General features: G+C 67.4%; 25 protein-coding genes. 15 read left to right on the forward strand and 10 right to left on the reverse strand.

The genetic code is table 11. The features are described from left to right. Positions 1-8: 8 nt before the first annotated feature. Positions 9-1,721, reverse strand: a complete 1,713-nt coding sequence (locus tag GNX71_RS26270; RefSeq protein WP_206175144.1) for an enoyl-CoA hydratase-related protein — start codon at positions 1,719-1,721, stop codon at positions 9-11. Between the two features lie 149 nt (positions 1,722-1,870). Here GNX71_RS26270 and GNX71_RS26275 point away from each other — a divergent pair, with 149 nt between their 5' ends. Then, positions 1,871-3,514: a SulP family inorganic anion transporter gene (locus GNX71_RS26275; RefSeq protein WP_206175145.1), complete on the forward strand. Its 1,644-nt coding sequence runs from the start codon at positions 1,871-1,873 to the stop codon at positions 3,512-3,514. On the opposite strand, the gene GNX71_RS26280 is transcribed toward GNX71_RS26275, so the two are convergent. Continuing rightward, entirely contained in the window at positions 3,511-3,987 is a 477-nt protein-coding gene (locus GNX71_RS26280; protein WP_206179694.1) for an outer membrane protein assembly factor BamE, read from the reverse strand. The two genes, GNX71_RS26275 and GNX71_RS26280, sit on opposite strands and share 4 nt — an antisense overlap. 69 nt (positions 3,988-4,056) lie before the next feature. On the opposite strand from GNX71_RS26280, the gene GNX71_RS26285 reads away from it, so the two are divergent. The 7 genes from GNX71_RS26285 (at position 4,057) to GNX71_RS26315 (ending at position 9,604) form a co-directional block, all read left to right on the forward strand. Next, positions 4,057-4,263 (forward strand): DUF3460 family protein, encoded by a 207-nt coding sequence (locus tag GNX71_RS26285; protein ID WP_206175146.1) that lies wholly within the window; start codon positions 4,057-4,059, stop codon positions 4,261-4,263. A gap of 71 nt (positions 4,264-4,334) precedes the next feature. Beyond that, entirely contained in the window at positions 4,335-5,171 is an 837-nt protein-coding gene (locus tag GNX71_RS26290) for a ScpA family protein (RefSeq protein ID WP_206175147.1), read from the forward strand. Between the two features lie 22 nt (positions 5,172-5,193). Beyond that, positions 5,194-6,765: an L-aspartate oxidase gene (gene nadB, locus GNX71_RS26295; RefSeq protein ID WP_206175148.1), complete on the forward strand. Its 1,572-nt coding sequence runs from the start codon at positions 5,194-5,196 to the stop codon at positions 6,763-6,765. A gap of 73 nt (positions 6,766-6,838) precedes the next feature. Beyond that, the gene (panB, locus tag GNX71_RS26300) at positions 6,839-7,732 is read left to right on the forward strand and encodes a 3-methyl-2-oxobutanoate hydroxymethyltransferase (protein WP_206175149.1); all 894 of its coding nucleotides are present in this window, start codon (positions 6,839-6,841) and stop codon (positions 7,730-7,732) included. A 12-nt stretch (positions 7,733-7,744) separates the two neighbouring features. After that, entirely contained in the window at positions 7,745-8,593 is an 849-nt protein-coding gene (panC, locus tag GNX71_RS26305; RefSeq protein WP_206175150.1) for a pantoate--beta-alanine ligase, read from the forward strand. After that, on the forward strand, positions 8,590-9,228 hold the full coding sequence (queE, locus tag GNX71_RS26310) for a 7-carboxy-7-deazaguanine synthase (protein ID WP_206175151.1): 639 nt from the start codon (positions 8,590-8,592) through the stop codon (positions 9,226-9,228). Before panC ends, queE begins: the two co-directional genes overlap by 4 nt. Before the next feature lie 13 nt (positions 9,229-9,241). After that, entirely contained in the window at positions 9,242-9,604 is a 363-nt protein-coding gene (locus GNX71_RS26315; RefSeq protein WP_206175152.1) for a 6-carboxytetrahydropterin synthase, read from the forward strand. A 118-nt stretch (positions 9,605-9,722) separates the two neighbouring features. Here GNX71_RS26315 and nadA read toward each other — a convergent pair whose 3' ends face one another. From nadA to GNX71_RS26345, 6 genes are all read right to left on the reverse strand, one after another. Next, positions 9,723-10,841 (reverse strand): quinolinate synthase NadA, encoded by a 1,119-nt coding sequence (gene nadA / locus GNX71_RS26320; protein ID WP_206175153.1) that lies wholly within the window; start codon positions 10,839-10,841, stop codon positions 9,723-9,725. Between the two features lie 7 nt (positions 10,842-10,848). Beyond that, a complete protein-coding gene (nadC, locus tag GNX71_RS26325) occupies positions 10,849-11,727 on the reverse strand; it encodes a carboxylating nicotinate-nucleotide diphosphorylase (RefSeq protein ID WP_206175154.1) in 879 nt (292 codons plus the stop codon). A gap of 20 nt (positions 11,728-11,747) precedes the next feature. After that, entirely contained in the window at positions 11,748-12,782 is a 1,035-nt protein-coding gene (locus tag GNX71_RS26330) for an NAD(P)H-dependent glycerol-3-phosphate dehydrogenase (RefSeq protein WP_206175155.1), read from the reverse strand. 24 nt (positions 12,783-12,806) lie between these two features. After that, positions 12,807-13,271 (reverse strand): protein-export chaperone SecB, encoded by a 465-nt coding sequence (secB, locus tag GNX71_RS26335; RefSeq protein ID WP_206175156.1) that lies wholly within the window; start codon positions 13,269-13,271, stop codon positions 12,807-12,809. Between the two features lie 118 nt (positions 13,272-13,389). Continuing rightward, positions 13,390-13,650 carry a glutaredoxin 3 gene (grxC, locus tag GNX71_RS26340; RefSeq protein ID WP_206175157.1) on the reverse strand — a complete coding sequence of 87 codons (261 nt, stop codon included), beginning with the start codon at positions 13,648-13,650 and terminating at the stop codon, positions 13,390-13,392. A 21-nt stretch (positions 13,651-13,671) separates the two neighbouring features. Continuing rightward, on the reverse strand, positions 13,672-14,079 hold the full coding sequence (locus tag GNX71_RS26345) for a rhodanese-like domain-containing protein (RefSeq protein ID WP_176659848.1): 408 nt from the start codon (positions 14,077-14,079) through the stop codon (positions 13,672-13,674). An 81-nt stretch (positions 14,080-14,160) separates the two neighbouring features. On the opposite strand from GNX71_RS26345, the gene gpmA reads away from it, so the two are divergent. The 3 genes from gpmA to moeB all read left to right on the forward strand — a co-directional run bounded on the left by gpmA (position 14,161) and on the right by moeB (position 17,295). Beyond that, on the forward strand, positions 14,161-14,904 hold the full coding sequence (gene gpmA, locus GNX71_RS26350; protein ID WP_013543140.1) for a 2,3-diphosphoglycerate-dependent phosphoglycerate mutase: 744 nt from the start codon (positions 14,161-14,163) through the stop codon (positions 14,902-14,904). 106 nt (positions 14,905-15,010) lie between these two features. After that, positions 15,011-16,453 (forward strand): S41 family peptidase, encoded by a 1,443-nt coding sequence (locus GNX71_RS26355; RefSeq protein WP_206179696.1) that lies wholly within the window; start codon positions 15,011-15,013, stop codon positions 16,451-16,453. Positions 16,454-16,530: 77 nt separating this feature from the next. Next, positions 16,531-17,295 (forward strand): molybdopterin-synthase adenylyltransferase MoeB, encoded by a 765-nt coding sequence (gene moeB, locus GNX71_RS26360; RefSeq protein WP_206175158.1) that lies wholly within the window; start codon positions 16,531-16,533, stop codon positions 17,293-17,295. Here moeB and GNX71_RS26365 read toward each other — a convergent pair. Continuing rightward, positions 17,292-19,304, reverse strand: a complete 2,013-nt coding sequence (locus GNX71_RS26365; protein WP_206175159.1) for an AsmA family protein — start codon at positions 19,302-19,304, stop codon at positions 17,292-17,294. The genes moeB and GNX71_RS26365 overlap by 4 nt on opposite strands. Positions 19,305-19,541: 237 nt before the next feature. Between GNX71_RS26365 and GNX71_RS26370 the strand changes: the two genes are divergently transcribed. After that, positions 19,542-19,937: a response regulator gene (locus GNX71_RS26370; RefSeq protein ID WP_206175160.1), complete on the forward strand. Its 396-nt coding sequence runs from the start codon at positions 19,542-19,544 to the stop codon at positions 19,935-19,937. Positions 19,938-19,959: 22 nt separating this feature from the next. Here GNX71_RS26370 and GNX71_RS26375 read toward each other — a convergent pair whose 3' ends face one another. Then, positions 19,960-20,592 carry a response regulator transcription factor gene (locus GNX71_RS26375; RefSeq protein WP_007837167.1) on the reverse strand — a complete coding sequence of 211 codons (633 nt, stop codon included), beginning with the start codon at positions 20,590-20,592 and terminating at the stop codon, positions 19,960-19,962. Between the two features lie 131 nt (positions 20,593-20,723). On the opposite strand from GNX71_RS26375, the gene GNX71_RS26380 reads away from it, so the two are divergent. The 3 genes from GNX71_RS26380 (at position 20,724) to GNX71_RS26390 (ending at position 22,831) form a co-directional block, all read left to right on the forward strand. Further along, positions 20,724-22,043 (forward strand): CHASE3 domain-containing protein, encoded by a 1,320-nt coding sequence (locus GNX71_RS26380; protein WP_206175161.1) that lies wholly within the window; start codon positions 20,724-20,726, stop codon positions 22,041-22,043. 191 nt (positions 22,044-22,234) lie between these two features. Continuing rightward, a complete protein-coding gene (locus GNX71_RS26385; RefSeq protein ID WP_013543146.1) occupies positions 22,235-22,399 on the forward strand; it encodes a DUF1328 domain-containing protein in 165 nt (54 codons plus the stop codon). Between the two features lie 54 nt (positions 22,400-22,453). Further along, entirely contained in the window at positions 22,454-22,831 is a 378-nt protein-coding gene (locus tag GNX71_RS26390; protein ID WP_093438163.1) for a hypothetical protein, read from the forward strand. Positions 22,832-22,844 lie beyond the last annotated feature (13 nt).

Raw genomic sequence — 22,844 nt, forward strand, 5'->3', positions numbered from 1 at the left:
ACTGGAATTCAGCGCGGCAGGCCCAGTTGCGCGACATGCGCGGGCGTGTGCTGCACCTTTTCCTTGCGCACGAAGGCCGAGCGCAGAGCCGCATGCGGCTCGTTCCGGTCGAAGAAATTGCGGCGCATGTGCGTCAGTTCTTCATCGCGGTACTGCTGCAGCGGCTTCACCGATTCGTCTTCAGCGCGCTTCGCCTGTTTCTTCGCGATCCGGGCGGCCAGGTCGGGCAAGGCCGCGAGCTGGGTGGCCAGCCGCATCACTTCATCGCCCAGTTCTTCCGGTGCGGCTTGCAGCACGCGCTCGGCCATGCCGAGCTCGACCGCGCGCTTCGCGCTCACCGGCAGCGCCGATTGCGTGAGCCGCTCGGCTTCGCTTTCGCCCACGCGGCGCGGCAGGGTGTAGGTCCAGTATTCGGAGCCGTAGAGGCCCATGAGCTTGTAGTGCGGGTTGAGGATGGCGCCGTCCCTGCACCACACCTCATCCGCCGCGAGCGCGAGCATCACGCCGCCGGCCGCCGCATTGCCGCCCAGCGCCGCGACAGTGAGCCGGTCGGTGGTGGTGATCACCGCCTCGACCAGGTCGTTCATCGCGTGGATGTTGGCCCACGATTCCTCGGCCGGATCGGGCGCGGCCTCGATCACGTTGAGGTGGATGCCGTTCGAGAAGAAGTCGCGCAACCCGCCGAGCACCAGCACCGACGTCGTCCGGGTGCGGGCGAAGCGGTAGGCCTCCAGCAGGCGGCGGCATTGCACGCTGCTCATCGCGCCGCCGGGGAACGAGAAGTTCAGCACGCCGACCGCGCCGTGCTCGCTGTAGCGCATGTCGGTCCAGGTGCGGCGGCCGGCCGGCAGCTGCAGCGGCGCGGGCACTTCGGGCAGGCCGGCGGGCAACAGGTCGCCGAGCGCATCGACGGCCGGCAGCTTGAAGCTCGCGAGCCCCGAGCCCGGCGCGCACCAGGGGCGCATCTGCACGATCCAGACCGCGCCGTCCGTCGTGGCGCGGCAGACGGCACCGGCGCGGGTGGCGATCAGCTCGCCGGGCGTGCCGCGCAGTTCGTCTTCGGGATACGCGCCGTGCAGGTACCACTGCGCGCCGAGCAGTTCGTCGAGCACGCCGGGCTGCGAATCGGCGGCGCGAAGCTGGCGCAGCACCGACTCGGTCGATTCGGTGGCCCAGTCGATGCGGCGCTCCGCCTGCTTGAGGAACGGACGCCAGCCCGCCGCGAGATCGGCCACCTTCTGCCGCTTCGGCTTGTACGTGCCCGAGGCGAAGCGCTCGACCGCGAGCAGCACCGCGTCGATGGCCGCATCGGCCACCTCGCCGCGGTAGAGATCACTCTTGCCGGCCAGCGGCGGCACCTTCAGCGGCGACCAGGCCCAGACATCGCCCGCGTCCATCTCGGCGACGGCCGCGAGCACGGTGACGCCCCAGCTTTCGGCGCCGTCCCGCAGCGTCCAGTCGAGCGAGGATGGGCCGCGGTCGCCCGGCGGGCCCGGGTGGACGATCAGGCAGGTGTGGGCGCTCCAGATGTCTTCGGGAATCGCGGTGGTCAGCATCGGCGCCACGATGAGCTCGGGCGCATGCGTGCGCACCGCGTCGCGCAAGGCGTCGTCGTTGCCGAGGGCCAGCTCGACGCCGACGGTGTGGCCGCGGTCCTGGAGTTCGGCCAGAACCCTCTGCGTCAGGCTGTTGAACGCGCTTGCGACAAGCAGGATGTGCATGGACCCGGCTCCCTCGGTAATGTTGGTTTCAAAATGTCAATTAATGTGAAAACTGTATCTGCATCCCTTGTTTTGGATAAGTTGATCGAAAGTACGCATGGTGGCGGCGAGCGCTGTCGAAAGGGCCCTCGGGCCACAATCGGCCACCCATGCCATCCCCGCTGAACCTCACCCGCTTTCGCCCCCGCCTGCTGGACGCGATGGCGGACTACAGCCGGGAGCGTTTCTTCAAGGACCTGGGTGCGGGCGCGACGGTCGGCATCGTGGCGCTGCCGCTGGCCATGGCTTTTGCGATCGCCTCGGGGCTCAAGCCCGAGGCCGGCATCTGGACGGCGATCATTGCGGGCTTCCTGATCTCGCTCCTGGGCGGCTCGGCGGTGCAGATCGGCGGGCCGGCCGGCGCCTTCATCGTGATCGTCTACGGCATCGTCGAGCGCTACGGCGTGGCGAACCTGCTGATCGCGACCGCCTGCGCCGGCGTGCTGCTGTTCGCGGCAGGGCTCTTCGGACTCGGGCGGCTGGTGCGCTTCGTGCCGCTGTCGATCGTGGTGGGCTTCACCAACGGCATCGCGGTGCTGATCCTGCTGTCGCAGCTGAAGGATTTGCTCGGGCTCTCGGTCGAGAAGATGCCGGCCGACGTGTTCTCGCAGCTGCATGCGATGGCGCTGCGGATCGGCACCTTCAACCCCCATGCCTTCGCGCTCGGCGTGGCCTGCGTGGCCGGGCTGGTGCTGTGGCGGCGGCTGCCTCGCCTGCCATTGCACATCGCGCAGACGCGCGCGGTGCAGATGGGCGCGCGCGTGCCGGGGCCGATCGTCGCGCTGGTCACGCTCACGCTGGTGTCATGGGGCTTCGCGCTGCCGGTGGAGACCATCGGCACGCGCTTCGGCGGCATTCCCGAGGGCGCCCCCAGCTTCGCGCTGCCAGATTTCTCCTGGGAGACGGTCAAGCAGCTGGTCACGCCGACGCTCACCATCGCGCTGCTCGGGGCCATCGAGTCGCTGCTGTGTGCGCGCGTGGCCGACCAGATAAGCGGCCAGCCGCGCCATGACCCGAACCAGGAACTGATGGCGCAGGGCATCGCGAACATCGTCACGCCCTTCTTCGGCGGCATGCCGGCCACCGGCACCATCGCGCGCACGGTGACCAACATCCGCTCAGGCGGCAGTTCGCCGATTGCGGGCATCGTGCATGCGGTGACGCTGATGGTCGTGGTGTTGCTGGCCGCGCCGCTCGCGCGCCATGTGCCGCTTGCGGTGCTGGCGGGCATCCTGGTGTTCGTGGGGCTGAACATGGGCGAGTGGCGCGAGTTCACGCCGGGCCAGTTGCGGCACTTCAGCCGGCACTACCGGCTGCTCATGCTCGGCACTTTTTTCCTCACCGTCGTGTTCGACCTGACGGTGGCGGTGCAGGTGGGCATCGTGCTGGCGTGCGCGCTTTTCATCCGGCGCATGAGCGGGCTCTTCAGCGTCGAGCTCGAGACGCTGCAGCCGCCGGTGCTCACCTACCGCATCTACGGCGCGCTGTTCTTCGGCGCGGCCGCCAAGCTCGACGAGGCGGTGAACGCGGCCGAGCGCGCGCCGCGCGGCATGACGGTGGTGCTCGACGCCACGCACCTCATCTACCTGGACGCCACCGGCATCGACGCTCTGCGCCAGCTGCACAGGGCGGTGCTGGCGCGCGACGGGGTGCTGCGGATCGAATCGTTGCAGCCGCAGCCGCGTGAAGTGATCGAGCGTTCGGGGTTTGCGGAAGAGCTGGCGGCCGGAAGGCCGCAGGCCGCTGAAGGCTAGTTCGCCTCGGTCGCCCGGTCCGGCGACGAGCCGCTGCGCACCACGCGCTGGTCATCATTGAGCGTGGCGGTGAACACCATCGGTGAATTCGGCGGCTGCACCCAGCGCCATTCCCATTCGGTCTCGCGCTTGAGCGCATAGGGCGTGACCTTGGCGGGCTTGCCGAGCAGCTTGCGCAGGTCTTCCATCATCATTCCCGGCTGCACCTTGGCGAAGTTCTCGGGCGTGAGCACCTGGCGCAGCGCGCTCATCTTGCCGTCGCGGCCGATGGTGATCATGTAGTTCTTCTGGCCCTGGGGCTGGCGGTTGTATTCGAAGATCCGGCCGCCGTCCGGGGCGTCCCAGATGTTTTCGGGCTGGCCGAACTTGGTGCGCACATCGGCTTCCGTGGCGACGCCTTCTTCGAGTTCAGCGATGCGCTGGTTGTCGCAGCCCGCCAGGCCAATCACCGCCGCCAGCAACGCCGTTGCCATGCCGATCTGCCACTGTTGCCGATGTCCCATGCCGTCCCCGGTAAAATTCAGGCTACAAAGGTCCAGTCTATGTCCATCTTCCGCCGCCCCCACTACTCTTCCGAGATCACCAATTTCATCGAGGAGATGAAAGAAAAGAAGCCGACGCTGGAAGCCGAACAGCGCGCCGGCCGTGCCCTCCTCTGGGACAAGAACCTCGACCGCGGCCTGCTCGAGGAATACGGCGAAGCCCGCGTGCCGCAGCAGCCGTACGTCTACCAGACCCAAGTCAAGTAAATGGTGCCAATTCGGCATCCGTTGCCCGTCCGCATTGCGTCGACAGCTATTGAATTGATAGCGCTCGCCCAATGAGCAGAGACGAGGACAACGACACGCCGGTGATGGCGATGCCCGAGGTGGTCGACCAGGTCGCGCTCGCCAGGCTCTATGGCGAGCCGCTGTTCGCGATGCCCAAGGACCTGTACATCCCGCCCGAGGCGTTGCAGGTCTTTCTCGAGGCTTTCGAAGGTCCGCTGGACTTGCTGCTGTACCTGATCCGGAAGCAGAACTTCAACATCCTCGACATCCCGATGGCGGGGCTCACGCGGCAATACCTGAGCTACGTCGACGAGATCCGCCAGACGAATCTCGAACTCGCGGCCGAATATCTGCTGATGGCCGCGATGCTGATCGAGATCAAGTCGCGCATGCTGCTGCCGCCCAAGAAGGTGGCCGAGGGCGAAGAGGCCGAAGACCCGCGCGCCGAACTCGTGCGCCGCCTGCTCGAATACGAGCAGACCAAGCTGCAGGCCGCCGCCATCAGCGCGATGCCGACCTACGGCCGCGACTTCTGGAAGGGGCAGGTCTACATCGAGCAGTCGCTCAAGCCGCGCTTTCCCGACGTGAACGTGATCGACCTGCGCGATGCCTGGGCCGACATCATGAAGCGCGCCAAGCTCGTGCAGCACCACAAGATCTCACGCGAAGAGCTCAACGTGCGCGAGCACATGAGCATCGTGCTGCGCCACCTGCAGGGGCAGCGCTTCGTGGAGTTCGAGAAACTCTTCGACGTGTCGCGCGGCGCGCCCGTGCTGATCGTCACCTTCATCGCAATGCTCGAGCTCGCGAAGGAAACGCTGATCGACATCACGCAGGCGGAAGCCTTCGCGCCGATCTACGTTCGCCTGGCCTATTCGCCAGCCTGACCCCACCACCGAAGATTTCGCCGTGCTCGATTTCGACGTCCTCATCGTCGGCAGCGGCCTCGCCGGCCTCTCCGCCGCGCTGCACCTGGCGCCCACGCACCGCGTGGCGGTGCTCACCAAGCGCGCGCTGAACGACGGCTCCAGCGCCTGGGCGCAGGGCGGCATCGCGGCGGTGCTGGCCGCGGGCGACAGCTTCGACGCGCATGTGGAAGACACGCTCATCGCCGGCGCGGGCCTGTGCGACCCCGAGGCCACGCGCTTCGTCGTCGAGCACGCACCCGAGGCCATCGGCTGGCTGCGCGAACTGGGCGTGCCGTTCTCGGAAGAAGGCGGCGACCTGCACCTGACGCGCGAAGGCGGCCACAGCCAGCGCCGCATCGTGCATGTGACCGACGCCACCGGCGCGGCCGTGCAGCAGGTGCTGATCGAACGGGTGCGGCGCACGCCGAACATCACGCTGTTCGAGCACCACACGCTGGTCGACCTGGTCACCGGCACCAAGCTCGGACTGAAAGACCCGGCCTGCGTGGGCCTCTACGCGCTGGACGACGCCACCGGCGAGGTGCTCGCCTTCCGCGCGCCGCACACCATCCTGGCGACGGGCGGCGCGGGCAAGGTCTACCTCTACACGACCAACCCCGACACGGCCACGGGCGACGGCATTGCCGCGGCATGGCGCGCGGGCTGCCGGGTGTCGAACATGGAGTTCATCCAGTTCCACCCGACGTGTCTCTACCACCCGCATGCCAAGTCGTTCCTGATCAGCGAGGCAGTGCGCGGCGAAGGCGGCCTGCTGAAGTTGCCCGACGGCACGCGCTTCATGCCGAAACATGACGAGCGCGCCGAACTCGCACCGCGCGACGTGGTGGCCCGCGCCATCGACTTCGAGATGAAGAAGCACGGGCTGGACTGCGTGTACCTCGACATCTCGCACCAGCCCGCGGCGTTCCTGAAGGAACACTTCCCCAACATCCTCGCGCGTTGCGCCGAGCTGGGCATCGACATCACGCGCGAACCCATTCCCGTGGTGCCGGCCGCGCACTACACCTGCGGCGGCGTGCTCAGCGACCTCGCTGGCCGCACCGATGTGCCCGGGCTCTATGCCATCGGCGAGACCGCCTGCACGGGCCTGCACGGCGCCAACCGGCTGGCCAGCAATTCGCTGGTCGAGTGCATGGTGTTCGCACGCGCGGCGGCGGGCGCCATCGCCGGCGCGCCGGGGCATGACAGCGTCGCTTTCCCCGCGTGGGACGAAAGCCGCGTCACCGATGCCGACGAGGCCGTCGTCATCTCCCACAACTGGGACGAGCTGCGCCGCTTCATGTGGGACTACGTGGGCATCGTGCGCACCAACAAGCGCCTGGAGCGCGCGAGCCACCGCATCGCGCTGCTGCAGGCCGAGATCCAGGAGTTCTATGCGAACTTCCACGTCACGCGCGACCTCCTGGAGCTGCGCAACCTGGTCCAGGTGGCCGAGCTGATCGTGCGATCGGCCCAGGCCCGCCACGAGAGCCGCGGGCTGCATTTCAGCCGCGACTATCCTTCGCTCGCAGAGCCGACTGCACCGACCGTATTGGTGCCTTCGGCGGACTGACGACCCACCCATCTCGCGTTTTTCTTCACTCAAGGATGCCCGGCCACCGACGCCCGCAGGGAGAAACCCAACCATGTCGAACACCACCACCCCATCGCCGGAAACCACGCCCGCCTCGCCCTACGGCACGCTGCCCCCGGCCTCGACGCCCGCCTCGCGCAAGCCCGTGAGCCTGCCGCGCCTGGCCGACATGCATGCGCGCGGCGAGAAGATCTCGATGCTCACCGCCTACGACGCCACCTTCGCGGCGATGGCCGATGCGGCGGGCGTCGATTGCCTGCTGGTCGGCGATTCGCTCGGCATGGTCTGCCAGGGCCTGAACAGCACCGTGGGCGTGAGCCTGGAGACCATGCGCTATCACACCGACAGCGTCTCGCGGGGCCTGCGCCGCGTGCAGGGCACGGCCTGGCTGATCGCCGACCTGCCCTTCGGCAGCTACCAGGAATCGCGCGAGCAGGCGCTGCGCAGCGCCACCGTGCTGATGCAGGCGGGCGCGCACATGGTCAAGCTCGAAGGCGGCGGCTGGACGACCGAGACGGCGCGCTTCCTGGTCGAGCGCGGCATTCCGGTGTGTGCGCACCTCGGCCTCACGCCGCAGACCGTGCATGCGCTCGGCGGCTACCGGGTGCAGGGCAAGGGTGACGCGGGCGCGCTGCTGAAGCAGCACGCGCATGCGCTGCAGGACGCGGGTGCCGCGATGCTGGTGCTCGAGATGGTGCCGGCCGCGCTTGCCGCCGAGCTCACCACCGAGCTGAGGCACTGCGCCACCATCGGCATCGGCGCGGGCAAGGCCACCGCCGGCCAGGTGCTGGTGTTGCACGACATGCTGGGCATCAACCTCGGGAAGATGCCGAAGTTCGTGCGCAACTTCATGGCCGACGCGCCGGGCGTGCTGCCCGCGCTCAAGGCCTACGTGCAGGCCGTCAAGGACGGCAGCTTTCCCGACGATCAACTCCACGCCTGGTAAGGACCGATCTCCATGCACATCGCACACACCATCGCCGAACTGCGCGACCATCTCTCGGCTTTCAAGCGCCCCGCTTTCGTCCCGACCATGGGCAACCTGCACGACGGCCATATCGCGCTGATCACGCAGGCCAAGCCGCTCGGCGACGTGACGGTAGCGAGCATCTTCGTCAACCGCCTGCAGTTCCTGCCGCACGAAGACTTCGACACCTACCCGCGCACCTGGGAAAGCGATTGCGCCAGGCTGCGCGACGCCGGCTGCGACGTGCTGTTCGCGCCCGACGAGAAGGCGCTCTACCCCGAGCCGCAGACCTGCAAGGTGCACCCCGATCCGGCGCTCGCCGACATCCTCGAAGGCCACTTTCGCCCCGGCTTCTTCATCGGCGTGTGCACGGTGGTGATGAAGCTCTTCACCTGCGTGCAGCCGCGTGTGGCGGTGTTCGGCAAGAAGGACTACCAGCAGCTGATGATGATCCGCCACATGGTGCGGCAGTTCGCGCTGCCCATCGAGATCGTGGGCAGCGAGACCTTCCGCGCCGACGACGGGCTCGCGCTCTCGTCGCGCAACGGCTACTTGAACGAGACCGAGCGTGCGGAAGCGGTGCAGCTGTCGAAGGCACTGAAGGCGATGGCCGCGGCGGTGCAAGCGGGCGAGCGCGATCTGGCCGCGATCGAAGCGCGGGCAATGCAGACACTCACGCAGCGCGGCTGGCAGCCGGACTATCTGGTGCTGCGGCGCCGCGCCGACCTTCAGGCGCCCTCCTTCGGCCTGCACGGCGAACCGCTGGTGGCGCTGGCCGCGGCACGGCTGGGAAGCACGCGACTGATCGACAACCTCGAGATCGAGGTGCTGGCTGCATGACCTACAGCGTCAAGGAAATCTTCTACACGCTGCAAGGCGAAGGCGGCCAGGCGGGCATGCCGGCCGTGTTCTGCCGCTTTGCCGGGTGCAACCTCTGGACGGGGCGCGAGGAAGATCGCGCCAGTGCCGTCTGCCGTTTCTGCGACACCGATTTCGTCGGCACCGACGGCACGCTCGGCGGCAAGTTCAAGAGCGCCGACCAGCTCGCCGACACCATCGCCGCGCAGTGGCCTGCCAACGATGCCGAGCACCGGCTGGTGGTGCTGACCGGCGGCGAACCGCTGCTGCAGGTGGATGCGGTGCTGGTCGATGCGCTGCATGCGCGGCGCTTCCGCATCGCGGTCGAGAGCAACGGCACGGTCGCCGCGCCCGAAGGCATCGACTGGCTCTGCATCAGCCCCAAGGCCGGCGCGCCGTGGGTGCAGCAGCGCGGGCAGGAGCTCAAGCTGGTGTGGCCGCAGACCGCGTTCGACCTCGACACGATGGCGCGCACCGGCGAGTTCACGCACCGCTTCCTGCAACCCATGGACGGCCCCGACCGCGTGGCCAATACCGAACTCTGCATCGCCGAATGCATGCGCCAGCCCGCTTGGCGCCTGAGCGTGCAGACCCACAAGATCACCGGCATCCGATAGCCGCCCGCCTTTTATGCGCTTCACCATCAGCCAACGCTTTTTCTTCGACGCCGCCCACACGCTCAAGCGCGATATCGAAGTGGAAGGCAGCCGCCGTATCCACGGCCACACGTACCACGCCGAAGTCTGGCTCGAAGGCCAGCGCGATCCGGTCACGGGCATGGTCATCGACCTGGGGTTGCTGAGGCGGCGGCTCGACGACGTGCGCGAGCTGCTCGACCATCACCTGCTCGATGACGTGGCGGGGCTGCATCCGCCGACGCTCGAAAACCTGTGCCTCTTCATTGCGGATGCGCTGCCGGAATTCCGGGCGTCGCTCGCGCGCGTTCGCGTGTGGCGCGAGGCGCTGGGCGACTCCTGCACGCTGGAGTTCTAGGGTCTTGCTCCCTCCCCTTCCGGGGGAGGGCTGGGGTGGGGGCAAGCGGCGTATCCATCGAGCGCTCTGCCCGCCCCCATCCCGACCTTCCCCCAGAGGGGGAAGGAGAAATACGGAATCAGGCCGCGCCGATGCCGGCGATGAGGCTTCCAGGCGCCTGCCCGTTCTTGAGGCCGGCGGTGAACGCCAGCATCCGGTCGATCGGAAGTCGGGCGCGCAGACCCAGCGTCGGATCGACGTGGATTTCACCCGCGCCCGTTTCCAGCGCATTCGCCAGTTCGGCCAGCCCGTTCATCGCCATCCATGGGCAATGCGCGCAGCTCTTGCAGGTGCCGCCGTTGCCGGCCGTCGGCGCCTCGATGAAGGTCTTGCCGGGGTTCAGCGTGCGCAGCTTGTGCAGCATGCCGGTGTCGGTGGCGACGATGAATTCCTTCGCGTCCATGCGCTGCGCGGCATTCAGGATCGCCGAGGTCGAGCCGACCGCATCCGCCAGCGCGATCACGTCGGCCGGCGATTCCGGATGCACCAGCACCTTCGCCGACGGGTGTTCCTTGATGAGCAGTTCGAGCTCCAGCGCCTTGAACTCGTCGTGCACGATGCATGCACCGTTCCAGCTCACCATGTCGGCGCCGGTCTGGCGCTGGATGTAATCGCCCAGGTGGCGGTCGGGGCCCCAGAGAATCTTGCGCCCCTCTGCATGCAGCGCGCTCACCACGTCGAGCGCGCAGCTCGAGGTGACGAGCCAGTCGGCGCGCGCCTTCACGGCCGCGCTGGTGTTGGCATAGACGACCACGGTGCGGTCGGGATGCTCGTCGCAGAAGGCACTGAATTCCTCGACGGGGCAACCCAGGTCGAGCGAGCAGTTCGCGTCCAGGTCGGGCATCAGCACGCGCTTTTCGGGCGAAAGAATCTTCGATGTCTCGCCCATGAAGCGCACGCCCGACACCACCAGCGTGGTGGCGGCGTGGTCGCGGCCGAAGCGCGCCATCTCGAGCGAATCGCTCACGATGCCGCCGGTTTCCTCGGCCAGGTCCTGCAGGTCGGGATGCACGTAGAAGTGCGACACCATCACCGCGTTGCGCTCGCGCAGCAGGCGGCGGATGCGCTCCTTTAGCGCGACGCGCTGGTCCGGCGAGGGCTCTGCAGGCACACGCGCCCAGGCGTGGCGCGTGTCGCAGGCGGCGCCAGCCTTCGCGGCGGGTTGCTCGTAGTCGACATCGATGACCGGGGACGACATGGGCGGATCAGCTTTCCTGGAAACGCATCGAGTAGTCGATGGCTTTGACATCCTTGGTCAACGCACCGACCGAGATGCGGTCGACACCGGTCTCGGCCAGGGCACGGAGGCCATCGAGCGTGACGCCGCCCGAAATCTCCAGCACGGCCTTGCGGTCGGCGCCCGCCTCGTCGTTGATGCGGACGGCTTCGCGCAGCGTGGGCAGGTCCATGTTGTCGAGCAGCACCATGCGCGCGCCGGCGCCGAGCGCCTCGCGCAACTGGTCCAGCGTTTCGACCTCGACCTCGACGAAAGCGGCCTGCTCGGCCACCGGCGCCACCGCGCGCAGGGCGGCAGCGACACCGCCGGCTGCGGCGATGTGGTTTTCCTTAATGAGCACCGCGTCGTAGAGGCCGATGCGGTGGTTCAGGCCGCCGCCGGTGCGCACCGCGTACTTCTGCGCGAGGCGCAGGCCCGGCAGGGTCTTGCGGGTGTCCACGATGCGGGCGCTCGTGCCCTCGACGGCATCCGCGTACAGCGCGGTCTTGGTGGCGACCGCGCTCAGCAACTGCAAGAAATTGAGCGAGGTGCGCTCGGCCGTCAGCAGCGCGCGGGCGGCGCCTTCGATCTCCAGAACCGTCTGGTCGGCCGCGCAGCGTTCGCCTTCGGCGCAGAGCCAGGTGATGCGGGCCTCGGGATCGAGCTGCCTGATCGTCGCCTCGACCCAGGGCGCGCCGCACACCACGGCGGCTTCGCGCGCCAGCACGCGGGCGCGGGCCCTGCGGGCGGGATCGACCAGCGAGGCGGTCAGGTCGCCGTCGGCGACATCTTCCTGCAGCGCCCGGGTGGCGTCGGCGAGGGCCAGCGCGGCCACGGCCGACGCTGAAAAATCGAAGCGAAGGCTCATGGCGCTTTGTCTCTGCGTTTTCAGGAGGATTGACGAGGGGAAGCTGCGGCGCCGGACGGAACCGATTCGGGCACCGGGTCGCGGCCGGTCAGGGCCGCAACGGCGTCCTTCGGGCTCACGCGGCCGTCGAGCAGCGCCACCACGCCTTCCGCGATCGGCATCTCGAGCCCCAGGCCACGGGCGCGCTGCACCACGGTGCGCGCGCAGTACACGCCTTCGGCCACGTGGCCGAGCGAATCGACGGCCTGCGCCAGCGTGCGCCCCTGGGCCAGCAACAGGCCGACCTTGCGGTTGCGCGACAGGTCGCCGGTGGAAGTCAGCACGAGGTCGCCGAGGCCCGAAAGGCCCATGAAGGTTTCGGCGCGGGCGCCGAGCGCGAGGCCGAAGCGGGTCATTTCGGCAAGGCCGCGGGTGATGAGCGCCGCGCGGGCATTGAGCCCGAGCGCAAGGCCGTCGCACAGGCCCGTGGCGATGGCGAGCACGTTCTTGACCGCGCCGCCGACCTCGACGCCGACGATGTCCTCGTTGGCGTAGACGCGCAGGGCCGGTCCGTGGAAGGCATCGACGAGCGCATCGCGCACCGCCGCATGCGGGCTCGCGGCGACCAGCGCGGTCGGGCGGCCTTCGGCGACTTCCTGCGCGAAGCTCGGGCCGCTGAGCACGCCGGCCATCAAGTCAGGAGCAGCCTGCGCCCATATCTCGTGGGCGAGCAGGCCGAAGGACGTGGCATCGAGCGCGGGCTCGACGCCCTTGCACAGCCATGCGACCGGCGCGGTGCAGCCGCGCAGCGCGACGAGCTGTTCGCGCAGCGCGGCCATCGGCGTGGCGACGATGACGAGATCGGCACCGGCATGCGCCTGGCCGATATCGCCCGCGCGCACGGCGAGCGAGGCCGGCAGCGCCAGCCCCGGCAGGTAGCGGGTGTTTTCCCGGGCCTTGGAGATGGCATCGGCCTGGGCGGCATCGCGCGCCCAGAGCGTGACTTCGTGGCGAGCCGCAGCGTTGACAGCAACGGCCGTGCCCCAGGCACCGGCGCCATGAACGCAGATCTTCATCGGCGTTGGCGGCGTTGTGCAGGCTTACTGCGCGAGGGTCGAAGCAGGCTGGCCGGCGGCCTGTGCCTGCTGCTGCTCGTACATCGCCTGGAAGTTGATTTCCGCCAGGTGCACGGGCGGGAAGCCGCCGCGCTGGATCACGTCGGCCACGTTGCCGCGCAGGTACGGGTAGACGATCTGCGGGCAGGCGATGCCCAGGATGGCGCCCATCTGGTCTTCGGGCAGGTTGCGGATCTCGAAGATGCCGGCTTGCTTGGCTTCGACCAGGAACACGGTCTTGTCGCCGATCTTGGTCTGCACGGTGGCCGACACGGTGATCTCGAAGATGCCGTCGGTCACGGGCTGGGCGTCCACGCCGAGCTGGATGTCGACGGTGGGCTGCTCCTGCTCCAGCAGGATCGCGGGCGAATTGGGTTGCTCGAGCGACAGGTCCTTGAGGTAGACGCGCTGGATCTGGAAGATGGGATCTTGGGCTTGCTGGTCGGCCATGGCTGAACTTTCGAGGATCAAAACAATGCCCGCCGGGGAGAGGTTCCCGCAGCGGGCTGCAGATGGATGAGCAGGCGATTATCGCCCGCCCGCAAGACGGTTCCGGCTACGCCCTGTTTCAGGCGGCCTGGAGCAGCGGAACGAGGCCGCCGCGGCTGTCCAGGGCCATCAGGTCGTCGCAGCCGCCCACATGGGTGTCGCCGATGAAGATCTGCGGCACCGTGCGGCGCTGGGTGATCTCCATCATGGTGTTGCGGGCCTGCGGGTCGGTGTCGATGCGGATCTCTTCGATCTGCTCGACGCCCTTGGACTTGAGGATCTGCTTCGCACGCGTGCAGTAGGGGCAAACGGCGGTGGTGTACATCTTGACTGCTTGCATACGCTGTATCTCGGGGAGGTTTCAGGCCTTTTCAACCGGCAGATTAGCCTCTTTCCAGGCCTTGAGCCCGCCGGCGACCGCTTGGGCCTGCTCGTAGCCGAGTTTCTTGGCCATGGCCACGGCGCGCTGGGCGCGGGCACCGGTGGCGCACACCAGGAGGAGCGGCACGTTCTTGTTCTTGACCGTGCTGGCCAGCTTTTCGTCGAGCTGGTTCAGGGGCACGTTCTTCGCGCCGATCATGTGACCGGTGGCGAATTCCTCGGGTTCGCGCACGTCGACCAGCACGGCGCGCTCGCGGTTGATGAGCTGCACGGCGCCCTGGGCCGTGAGCGTCCCGCCGCCAGAACCCCGGATCAGCGGCCAGGCCAGCATGCCGCCCGAGCTGAGTGCGATCAGGATCAGCATCCAGTTCGCGGTGACGAATTCGATCAATTTCACGGGGGTTCCTTGGATGGCAAACCCGGGATTTTAGAATGCTGGTTTTCCCAAGCGCTTCCAAAGGCCTCCCACATGCACAAACTGGTACTGATCCGCCACGGCGAATCGACCTGGAACCTCGAAAACCGCTTCACCGGTTGGACCGACGTCGACCTGACCGAGACCGGCGTGGAGCAGGCCAAGCAGGCCGGCCGGCTGCTCAAGGCCGAAGGCTACGACTTCGACGTGGCCTACACCAGCGTGCTCAAACGCGCCACCCGCACCCTGTGGCACACGCTGGACGAACTCGACCGCACCTGGCTGCCCGTGGTGCACTCCTGGCGCCTGAACGAGCGCCACTACGGCGGCCTGCAGGGCCTGAACAAGGCCGAAACCGCCAAGAAGTACGGCGATGAGCAGGTGCTGGTCTGGCGCCGCAGCTACAGCACCCCGCCGCCGCCGCTGGAAGCGGACGACCCGCGCAGCGAACGCAGCGACGTGCGCTACGCCAAGCTGTCGCCCGAGCAGATCCCGCTGACCGAGTGCCTCAAGGACACGGTCGCGCGCGTGCTGCCGTTCTGGAACGAATCGATGGCGCCGGCCATCCGCACCGGGCGCCGCTTGGTCGTGGCGGCCCACGGCAACTCGATCCGGGCGCTGGTGAAGTACCTGGACGGCATCTCGGACGACGCCATCGTCGGCCTGAACATCCCGAACGGCATTCCGCTGGTCTATGAGCTCGACGACGATCTCAAGCCTCTGCGCCACTACTACCTGGGCGATGCCGCAGCCGCCGAAAAGGCCGCCGCAGCGGTGGCTTCGCAAGGCAAGGGCTGAAAAAAGAAAACCCCGCGTGCCGGTCCCCCGTGGAACCCCGGCAAACAAATTGCTTCCAAGCTGTGTATATTGGTTCGACAGCCGCCGACAAGGACAACCACTCATGATGGGCCAGAAACTGAAGATCACCGGCTGGGTCGCCGCCGGCGCCGTAGCTGGCGTCCTGACCACCGTCTCCCTGCAGACGGTCGCACGCGGATCGCTTGCGCCGCTCCCGCTCGAGGAATTGCAGCAGCTCGCTGCCGTGTTCGGCATGGTCAAGAGTGACTATGTCGAGCCGGTCGACGAGAAGAAGCTCATTTCCGACGCCATTTCCGGCATGGTCGCCGGGCTCGACCCGCATTCCCAGTACTTCGACAAGAAGTCCTTCAAGGAATTCAGGGAAGGCACGACCGGCCGCTTCGTCGGCGTCGGCATCGAGATTTCCCAGGAAGACGGGCTCATCAAGGTGGTCTCGCCCATCGAAGGCTCGCCGGCCTTCCGTGCGGGCCTCAAGCCCAACGACCTGATCACCAAGATCGACGACACGGCCGTGCGCGGCCTCTCGCTCAACGAAGCCGTCAAGCGCATGCGCGGCGAGGCCAACACCAAGGTGCTGCTCACCATCTTCCGCAAGGACGAGAGCCGCACCTTCCCGGTCACGATCACGCGCGAAGAGATCCGTACCCAGTCGGTGCGCGGCAAGATCATGGAGCCGGGCTACGGCTGGATCCGCCTGTCGCAGTTCCAGGAACGCACCGTCGACGACTTCGTGAAGAAGGTCGAAGACCTGTACAAGGAAGACCCGAACCTCAAGGGCCTGGTGCTCGACCTGCGCAACGACCCGGGCGGCCTGCTCGACGCGGCGGTGGCGGTGTCCTCGGCCTTCCTGCCCGAGAACGTGACGGTGGTGACCACCGACGGCCAGCTGGCCGAAAGCAAGTCGGTCTACAAGGCAGCGCCCGAGTTCTACCAGCGCCGCTCCGGCAGCGATCCGCTGCGCAACCTGCCTGCGGCCCTGAAGAACGTGCCGCTGGTGGTGCTAGTGAACGAAGGCTCGGCCTCCGCCAGCGAAATCGTGGCGGGTGCACTGCAGGACCACAAGCGTGCGATCGTCATGGGCAGCCAGACCTTCGGCAAGGGCTCGGTGCAGACCGTGCGCCCGCTCGGCCCGGACACCGGTCTCAAGATCACCACGGCGCGCTACTACACACCGAGCGGCACCTCGATCCAGGCCAAGGGCATCGTGCCCAACGTGCTGGTCGACGAAAGCGCCGAAGGCAGCCCGTTCGCAGCCCTGCGCATGCGCGAGGCCGACCTCGAGAAGCACCTGGCCAGCGGCCAGGGTCCGGAAACCAAGGACCCGGAACGCGAAAAGGCCCGTGACGAAGCCCGCAAGCGCCTCGAAGAAGAAGCCAAGAAGCCGCCGCAGGACCGCAAGACGCCCGAGTTCGGCACCGACAAGGACTTCCCGCTGGTGCAGGCGCTCAACCGCCTCAAGGGCCAGCCTGTGCTCGTGAGCAAGACGCAGATCATTGTCGAGAACAAGGACGAGAAGAAGGAAAACTGAAGCCGGTGACCCGGGCCGCACGCAAGGTGCGGTTCGGCCCGGCGTCAGTTTCTTCGATCGCGAAGACCCGGGCGCGCATGGACGATCATGACCTGCTGCGCTATTCGCGCCACATCCTCTTGGAAGAGTTCGGCATCGACGGCCAGGCGCGCGTCAGTGCCGGCCGCGCATTGGTCATCGGTGCGGGCGGACTGGGCTCTCCCGTAGCGCTCTACCTGGCGGCAGCCGGCGTCGGCCACATCACGCTGGTGGACGACGACGAGGTCGACCTCACCAACCTCCAGCGCCAGGTCGCCCACACCAACGCCCGCGTGGGCAGCCCCAAGGTCGAATCGGCCGCACAGGCGATGCGCGACATCAACCCCGACATTGCCATCGAGACGCACGCCCTGCGTGCCGACGAAGCGCTGCTGTCACGCCTCGTCGCGGCAGCCGACGTGGTGGTCGATTGCTGCGACAACTTCGCAACCCGCCACACCGTGAATCGCGCCTGCGTGGCGCACGGCAAGCCGCTGGTGGCAGGCGCCGCCATCCGCTTCGACGGCCAGTTGAGCGTGTACGACACCCGCGACGCGGCCTCCCCTTGCTACGCCTGCCTGTTCCCGCCCGATGCGGCCTTCGAGGAAACGCGTTGCGCGGTGCTGGGTGTGTTCGGCCCCGTGGTCGGGACCATCGGCACGCTGCAGGCCAGCGAGGCCCTGAAGCTGCTCGCGGGCATCGGCCCGTCGCTCGCCGGCAAGCTGCTGATGTTCGACGGACGCAGCACCAGCTTCGACACCCTGCGCGTGGCGCGCGACCCGCACTGCAGCGTCTGCGCGCAGCGCCCTTCTTCCAACGCTTAGGGCTGCTTCGCGCCCTTGGCCCGGGCCGCGCCCTGGGCCGCAGCACCGGCGGTGGGCTTGTTGGCCTCCGCCACCACGTCCTTGCAGTCGGCATCCTGCCCCGGCCCGGTCTCGATGGTCGCGGCCAGCGCCAGCAGCGGGTTGACGGCGCCCAGCGCGAGCGCGGCCAGCCCGCGTCCGGCCAGCGGCCCGATCTCGACCCCGCCCGAAGGCGCACCGAAAGTGCCGCGCACCACCAGCGGGGTGCGCAGCGAGAGGATGTTCCTGGACTTCGGCTCCGGATGAACCACGAAGTCCAGCGTCTCGTTCGCGAGGCTGGCCTGCCCCGTGGCGGTGAAGAGCGCATTGGTCGTGTCCACCACGAGCGTGCGCCCGGTCATCAGGCCCTTGTTGACGTCGAACGCCACGGCCGCGCAGCGCAGCTCGACATTGCGGTCGCCGCGCAGCAGGAACTTGATGATGTCCCCACCCACCAGCGTGGCGAACACGGGCAGCAGGTTGCCGAACTGGCCCCGTCCCGCCAGCACCGCCACGTCGCCCGACGACCCGCCGAGCCACGTGGCCACCGAGTTGCCCGAGCCCGAGAGGTTGAGCCGTCCGTCGAGCCGGCCGACGCTGTTGCCCGTCGTTTCCAGCTTGGGGAACAGGCGCGCAAGCTGCATGCCGCGCAGGTCGAGCGAGGCGCGGATGTCCGCCGGATTCTTCGCGGCGTCGATGCGGATCGCGCCGGCCAGCTTGCCGCCGCCCACGCCCAGGTCGAGCGGATCGAGCGTCAGCACGCCGTCCTTCAGCTTCACCTGCACACTGCCGCGGTCGAGCGGGATCTCGCGCACGTTCTGGATGCGGTCGGCCGTGTACTTGACGTCGGCATTCATGGCGCGCAGGCGCTCGAAATCCAGCGGCGCCGTCGGCAGCACCTTGGCCGCCACCGGTCGCTTGACCTGCGTGATGCTCGGCGGCGGTGCCACACCTTCGACCGCACTGGCCGATCGCGCCGTGGGCGGCAGGCCGATGAGCGGGCCGAGGTCGTCCATGTCCATCACCTTGGAGCGCAGGTCGCCGGCCAGGTGCGGCACCTGGGTGGCCTGGTCGAACCGCATGTCGCCGGCAATGTCGGACAGGCCCAGCTTGCCCTTGAGCCCTGCCACCTGCCAGAGCGTGCCGCGCTTGCTGAGGTCGCCGCTCAGCGCATAGGGCGACGTTTGCGGCAGCGCGATGCCCAGCAGCGGGAAAAGAGCACCCAGCGTCTGGCCCTTGAGCTGGAACTTCGCGTCGATGCCGTCGAGCCCCGCCAGTTCGGCGACGGTGCCGGACGCCTTGAGCTTGGTCTGGCCCGCGGCCGCGTTGATTTCGAGCGGGAACGGCGGTGCGCCGGCCGCGTTGATCTGCAGCACGTTGCCCGTGCGCCCGTCGGCCGTCAGCGGCTGCCCCTTGTAGCGGCCCTTGATGCGGTAGCTCAGGGGCATCGCGCCCAGGCTTGTGTCGTACTTCACGTCGGCGTGCAGGTCGACGCCCAGGTGCTTGGCGAGGAAGTCGATGGCCCCGCTGTCGATCTGCATGAGGCCGATGCTCGGCACGGTGCCTCCGTCGGAAGTGTCCTTGCCGAACGCCCAGGTGCGGCGCCCGTCCTGTTCCATCTGCAGCCCGAGGGTGGGCGAGAAGAGCGCCAGGCGCGGAATGACGATCTTGCTGGTGACCAGCGGCCAGATGCGGATGTCGAACTCGGCGCGATCCGCCTTCACGAGATAAGGGTCGCGCGCCCACGAGGGGTTGGCGAACTCGATGCCGTCGAACTTGACGGTGGCGGCGCGCCAGCCCAGGTCCACGTCGAGCCGCCGCGTGATCTCGAACTTGCGCCCGGTCTTCTCGCTCACATAGCGATTGACGGGCTCGCGCAGCACGTCCCAGGGAAAGAACATGAGGACGATCAGCAAGGCGACGAAAAGCAGCACGAGCGACGCCAGCAATTTTTGCCACAGCGGGCGGGGGCCGAGGATGTTCGTAGCCATGTCTGCTTGGATAACCTTTTTCAAACCGCGCACGGGTCGGCAACCAACCGCACCGACCGTGCGGTATTGCCTACGGCCGCCGCGCAGCAAGCGAAGTCGTCGGAACACGCCTACAACGCCCGGCCCATGAACCCTGCATGATGCGCTTCGGCGAAGCCTCAAGCTCCCTTCGCAGGCATGCCCAGTAGCGAAACGCCAGGGCTGCACCCGCCAACGTGAGAGGAAGCGCGGCTCGGCATGGACTCCAGATTGCACACATACGTCGTCGAAGACAACCTCACGATCCGTGAAAACCTCATTGGCACTCTGGAAGAGCTCACTTGCACCACGGTCGTCGGATTCGCCGAGACCGAGGAGCACGCACGTGCGTGGCTGCTTCACGCCGACAACAAGTGGGACCTTGCCATCGTCGATCTCTTTCTCAAGCAGGGAAGCGGCCTCGGTGTCCTGCAGGCCTGCCGGTCACGCGGTCCAACCCAGAAGGTGGTGGTGCTCAGCAACTATGCGACACCCGACATCCGGCGGCGCTGCGCCGAATTCGGTGTGGATGCGGTCTTCGACAAGTCGAACGAGATCGACGCGCTGGTCGACTTCTGCATCCTTCAGGCGAAGGCATTGCGCGCTTCGCCCTGAAATTAGCCCGAAGCCCGGCAGCTCAGTCGATGAGCTTGTTCTTCAGCGCGTAGTACGTGAGGTCGCTGTTGGAGGAGAGGTTCATCTTCTCCATCAGGCGCGTGCGGTAGGTGCTCACCGTCTTGACCGACAGCGACAGCGTCTTGGCGATGTCGCCCGCGGTCTCACCCTTGGCCAGCTTCAGGAACACCTGGAACTCGCGTTCGGAGAGCTGTTCGTGCGGCGCGGCGTCGTCCTTGCGGTCGAGCTGGCGCGCAAGCAGTTCGGCGACGGCGGGCGTGATGTAGCGGCGGCCCAGCGAGATGGTGCGGATGGCGTTCACGATCTCGATCGGATCGCATTCCTTGTTCAGGTAGCCGCTCGCGCCCTGGCGGATCAGGTTCATCGCGTAGTGCTCTTCGGGGTAGCCGCTCAGGATCAGGATGCCGACGTCCGGCGCCTTGGCGCGGATCATGGCCAGCGCGTCGATGCCGCTCTGCCCGGGCATGGAAAGGTCCATCACCAGCACGTCGAGCTCGGTGGTGCGCACGAGTTCGATGGCTTCGCGCCCGCTGGCCGCCTCGCCCGCCACGCGCAGGTCCACGTGCTCGGAGAAGAACTGCCGGAGCCCCGATCGCACGATGGCGTGGTCGTCCACAATTCCAATTTTGATCATCTGTTACTTTCGTCGTTGTGTTGCGCGCATCTAGGCCGCAACATGCCGGTCCCTGAATTGTTGTCAATTATTGACGAACTTGCGTTGAACGCAGCTCTGAAAGTTTCATGCACTGGCTAGCCCCTCCCAGAATGGCCTTGAGCCTGTTGCTCGCGGCGTTGGCTGCACTGGCCCTGATCGGCATCAACGAGGCCGGCTTTCGCCAGTCCACCCGCTCCCTGGCGGACATCGACGAAGCGCAGAAGGGGCGCGGCGTGGTCAACCAGATCCTGCAGAACATGCTCGACGCCGAAACCGGCCAGCGAGGCTACCTGCTGACCGGCGAGGCCAGCTACCGGCAGCCCTACGACACGGCGATCAAGCAGGTCGACGGCAATCTGGCGACCCTGCGCCAGCTTTACATCGACCGGCCGGCCGAACTCGCCCAGATCGCCGAGCTTTCGAAGCACGTGCTGCGCAAGGTCGCCGAAATGGACATGAGCGTTCGGCTGCGCCAGGACGGCAAGGAAGACGCCTGGAAGTTCGTCATCACGACCGACGTGGGACGGGAGGAAATGGACGCCATCCGCGCCACGGCCCTGCAACTGGTCAACGTGAGCAACAAGACCCTGCACGAAGGCCAGGTACAGGTGCTCCGGTCACTGCAGCTCGCGCGCATCGGCACGGCCATCGTGGCGCTGGCCGCGCTGATCGCCTTCTTTCTCTACCTGCGGCAGACGCATGCCTTGCGCTCCATCGGGGAGCGCCAACAGGAAGCCCTGCAGCGCGAACGCAATGCGCTCGAAGACGAGGTGCGCGAGCGCACCGCCTCGCTGGCCGAACTGGCCACCCACCTGCAGGACGTGCGGGAAACCGAGCGCGGCTACCTCGCGCGCGAGCTGCACGACGAGCTCGGCTCGCTGCTCACCGCCGCCAAGCTCGACGTGGCACGCCTGAAGTCGCGGCTGGCGGAGTCGCCCGACGCCATCCAGCGGCTGCAGCATCTGACCGAGCTGCTCAACAGCGGCATCGCGCTCAAGCGCCGCATCATCGAAGACCTGCGGCCCTCGTCGCTCTCGAACCTCGGGCTGGTCGCATCGCTGGAGATCCTGGGGCGCGAGTTCGCCGAGCGTTCGGGGATTCAGGTCGAGATGGCGCTGGAGCCGGTGACGCTGGACGAATCGCGCCAGCTCACGATCTACCGCATGGTGCAGGAGAGCCTGACCAACATCAGCAAGTACGCCGAGGCCGACGAAGCGACCATCGTGATGAAGAACTACGAGAACCACGTGATCGTGGAGGTCTCGGACAACGGCAAGGGCTTCGACACGCAGCGCATGCGCCCGTCGACGCACGGCCTCGCGGGCATGCGCCATCGGGTGGAGGCGGCGCGCGGCAAGCTCACGATTTCGTCGACGCCCGACCAGGGCACGCGTTTGAGCGCGATGCTGCCCGTCGTCAAACCAGCCTGAGCGCCATTCACGGCATTGCGTCACACCTCGGCGCGGGTGGACTCGGTCGTCTCCTACGCTCCTCGCCCCCGGTCGCTGACAGGGTGCCGAGGGGGCCCCACTTAAGGTTGCTCCTGTGCCATCCGATGCTTCCAGTGAAGTCCGGATGCGCCGTTTCAAAAACAACGAGGGAAGCCTCGAAGGAGTTCCACATGCTGCATTACGCCGTGGTGTTTCTGGTTATCGCGCTGATCGCCGCCTTGTTCGGCTTCGGTGGCATCGCTGCCAGCGCAGTCGGGATCGCCAAGATTCTTTTCGTGATCTTCGCGGTGCTCGCCATCGCCAGCTTCCTGGCCGGCTTGCTACGACGCAAGTAGCGTAGTTACGATCAACAGGCTCCCGCATTTCATCTTCCCGAAAAGGACTTTCACATGAACACGACGACCAAGACTCCCTCGCAACTCGCCGACGACGCGCGCCAGACCGCCAACGACGCAGTCGAATCGACCCGCGCCTACGCTCAGAACGCGGTGAATGCGGCGGGCGAAAAGGTCCGCGAACTGCGCCGCGATGCCGAGCCTGCCGTCGAGCAGCTCGCAGCCCGCGTGCAGCAAGCCGTTCAGCGCGGCCTGGACGCCGCATCGACCACCAGCGCACGTGCGCAGCGCCGCCTCGAAGCCGCCGCCGACGTCACCGGCCGCTACATCTCCGACCAGCCCGTTCGCTCGGTGCTGCTGGCCGCCGCTGCTGGCGCCGCCATCACGGCGCTCATCGTGCTGGCCAGCCGCCGCAGCCGGGACGACTACTGATCCGTTGAGCTTT

The organism is Variovorax sp. RKNM96 (assembly GCF_017161115.1).
Taxonomy (GTDB): Bacteria; Pseudomonadota; Gammaproteobacteria; order Burkholderiales; family Burkholderiaceae_C; genus Variovorax.

What these genes read in the sequence shown, in the direction of transcription:
- gpmA (WP_013543140.1), top strand. Translation starts at nt 14,161, where the DNA reads ATGCACAAACTGGTACTGATCCGCCACGGCGAATCGACCTGGAACCTC.
- GNX71_RS26375 (WP_007837167.1), bottom strand. Translation starts at nt 20,592, where the DNA reads ATGATCAAAATTGGAATTGTGGACGACCACGCCATCGTGCGATCGGGG.
- GNX71_RS26365 (WP_206175159.1), bottom strand. Translation starts at nt 19,304, where the DNA reads ATGGCTACGAACATCCTCGGCCCCCGCCCGCTGTGGCAAAAATTGCTG.
- GNX71_RS26285 (WP_206175146.1), top strand. Translation starts at nt 4,057, where the DNA reads ATGTCCATCTTCCGCCGCCCCCACTACTCTTCCGAGATCACCAATTTC.
- GNX71_RS26275 (WP_206175145.1), top strand. Translation starts at nt 1,871, where the DNA reads ATGCCATCCCCGCTGAACCTCACCCGCTTTCGCCCCCGCCTGCTGGAC.
- panC (WP_206175150.1), top strand. Translation starts at nt 7,745, where the DNA reads ATGCACATCGCACACACCATCGCCGAACTGCGCGACCATCTCTCGGCT.
- nadA (WP_206175153.1), bottom strand. Translation starts at nt 10,841, where the DNA reads ATGTCGTCCCCGGTCATCGATGTCGACTACGAGCAACCCGCCGCGAAG.
- GNX71_RS26380 (WP_206175161.1), top strand. Translation starts at nt 20,724, where the DNA reads ATGGCCTTGAGCCTGTTGCTCGCGGCGTTGGCTGCACTGGCCCTGATC.
- GNX71_RS26270 (WP_206175144.1), bottom strand. Translation starts at nt 1,721, where the DNA reads ATGCACATCCTGCTTGTCGCAAGCGCGTTCAACAGCCTGACGCAGAGG.
- GNX71_RS26370 (WP_206175160.1), top strand. Translation starts at nt 19,542, where the DNA reads ATGGACTCCAGATTGCACACATACGTCGTCGAAGACAACCTCACGATC.
- GNX71_RS26390 (WP_093438163.1), top strand. Translation starts at nt 22,454, where the DNA reads ATGAACACGACGACCAAGACTCCCTCGCAACTCGCCGACGACGCGCGC.
- GNX71_RS26330 (WP_206175155.1), bottom strand. Translation starts at nt 12,782, where the DNA reads ATGAAGATCTGCGTTCATGGCGCCGGTGCCTGGGGCACGGCCGTTGCT.
- GNX71_RS26280 (WP_206179694.1), bottom strand. Translation starts at nt 3,987, where the DNA reads ATGGCAACGGCGTTGCTGGCGGCGGTGATTGGCCTGGCGGGCTGCGAC.
- panB (WP_206175149.1), top strand. Translation starts at nt 6,839, where the DNA reads ATGTCGAACACCACCACCCCATCGCCGGAAACCACGCCCGCCTCGCCC.
- secB (WP_206175156.1), bottom strand. Translation starts at nt 13,271, where the DNA reads ATGGCCGACCAGCAAGCCCAAGATCCCATCTTCCAGATCCAGCGCGTC.
- GNX71_RS26315 (WP_206175152.1), top strand. Translation starts at nt 9,242, where the DNA reads ATGCGCTTCACCATCAGCCAACGCTTTTTCTTCGACGCCGCCCACACG.
- GNX71_RS26385 (WP_013543146.1), top strand. Translation starts at nt 22,235, where the DNA reads ATGCTGCATTACGCCGTGGTGTTTCTGGTTATCGCGCTGATCGCCGCC.
- grxC (WP_206175157.1), bottom strand. Translation starts at nt 13,650, where the DNA reads ATGCAAGCAGTCAAGATGTACACCACCGCCGTTTGCCCCTACTGCACG.
- nadC (WP_206175154.1), bottom strand. Translation starts at nt 11,727, where the DNA reads ATGAGCCTTCGCTTCGATTTTTCAGCGTCGGCCGTGGCCGCGCTGGCC.
- moeB (WP_206175158.1), top strand. Translation starts at nt 16,531, where the DNA reads ATGGACGATCATGACCTGCTGCGCTATTCGCGCCACATCCTCTTGGAA.
- queE (WP_206175151.1), top strand. Translation starts at nt 8,590, where the DNA reads ATGACCTACAGCGTCAAGGAAATCTTCTACACGCTGCAAGGCGAAGGC.
- GNX71_RS26355 (WP_206179696.1), top strand. Translation starts at nt 15,011, where the DNA reads ATGGGCCAGAAACTGAAGATCACCGGCTGGGTCGCCGCCGGCGCCGTA.
- GNX71_RS26290 (WP_206175147.1), top strand. Translation starts at nt 4,335, where the DNA reads ATGAGCAGAGACGAGGACAACGACACGCCGGTGATGGCGATGCCCGAG.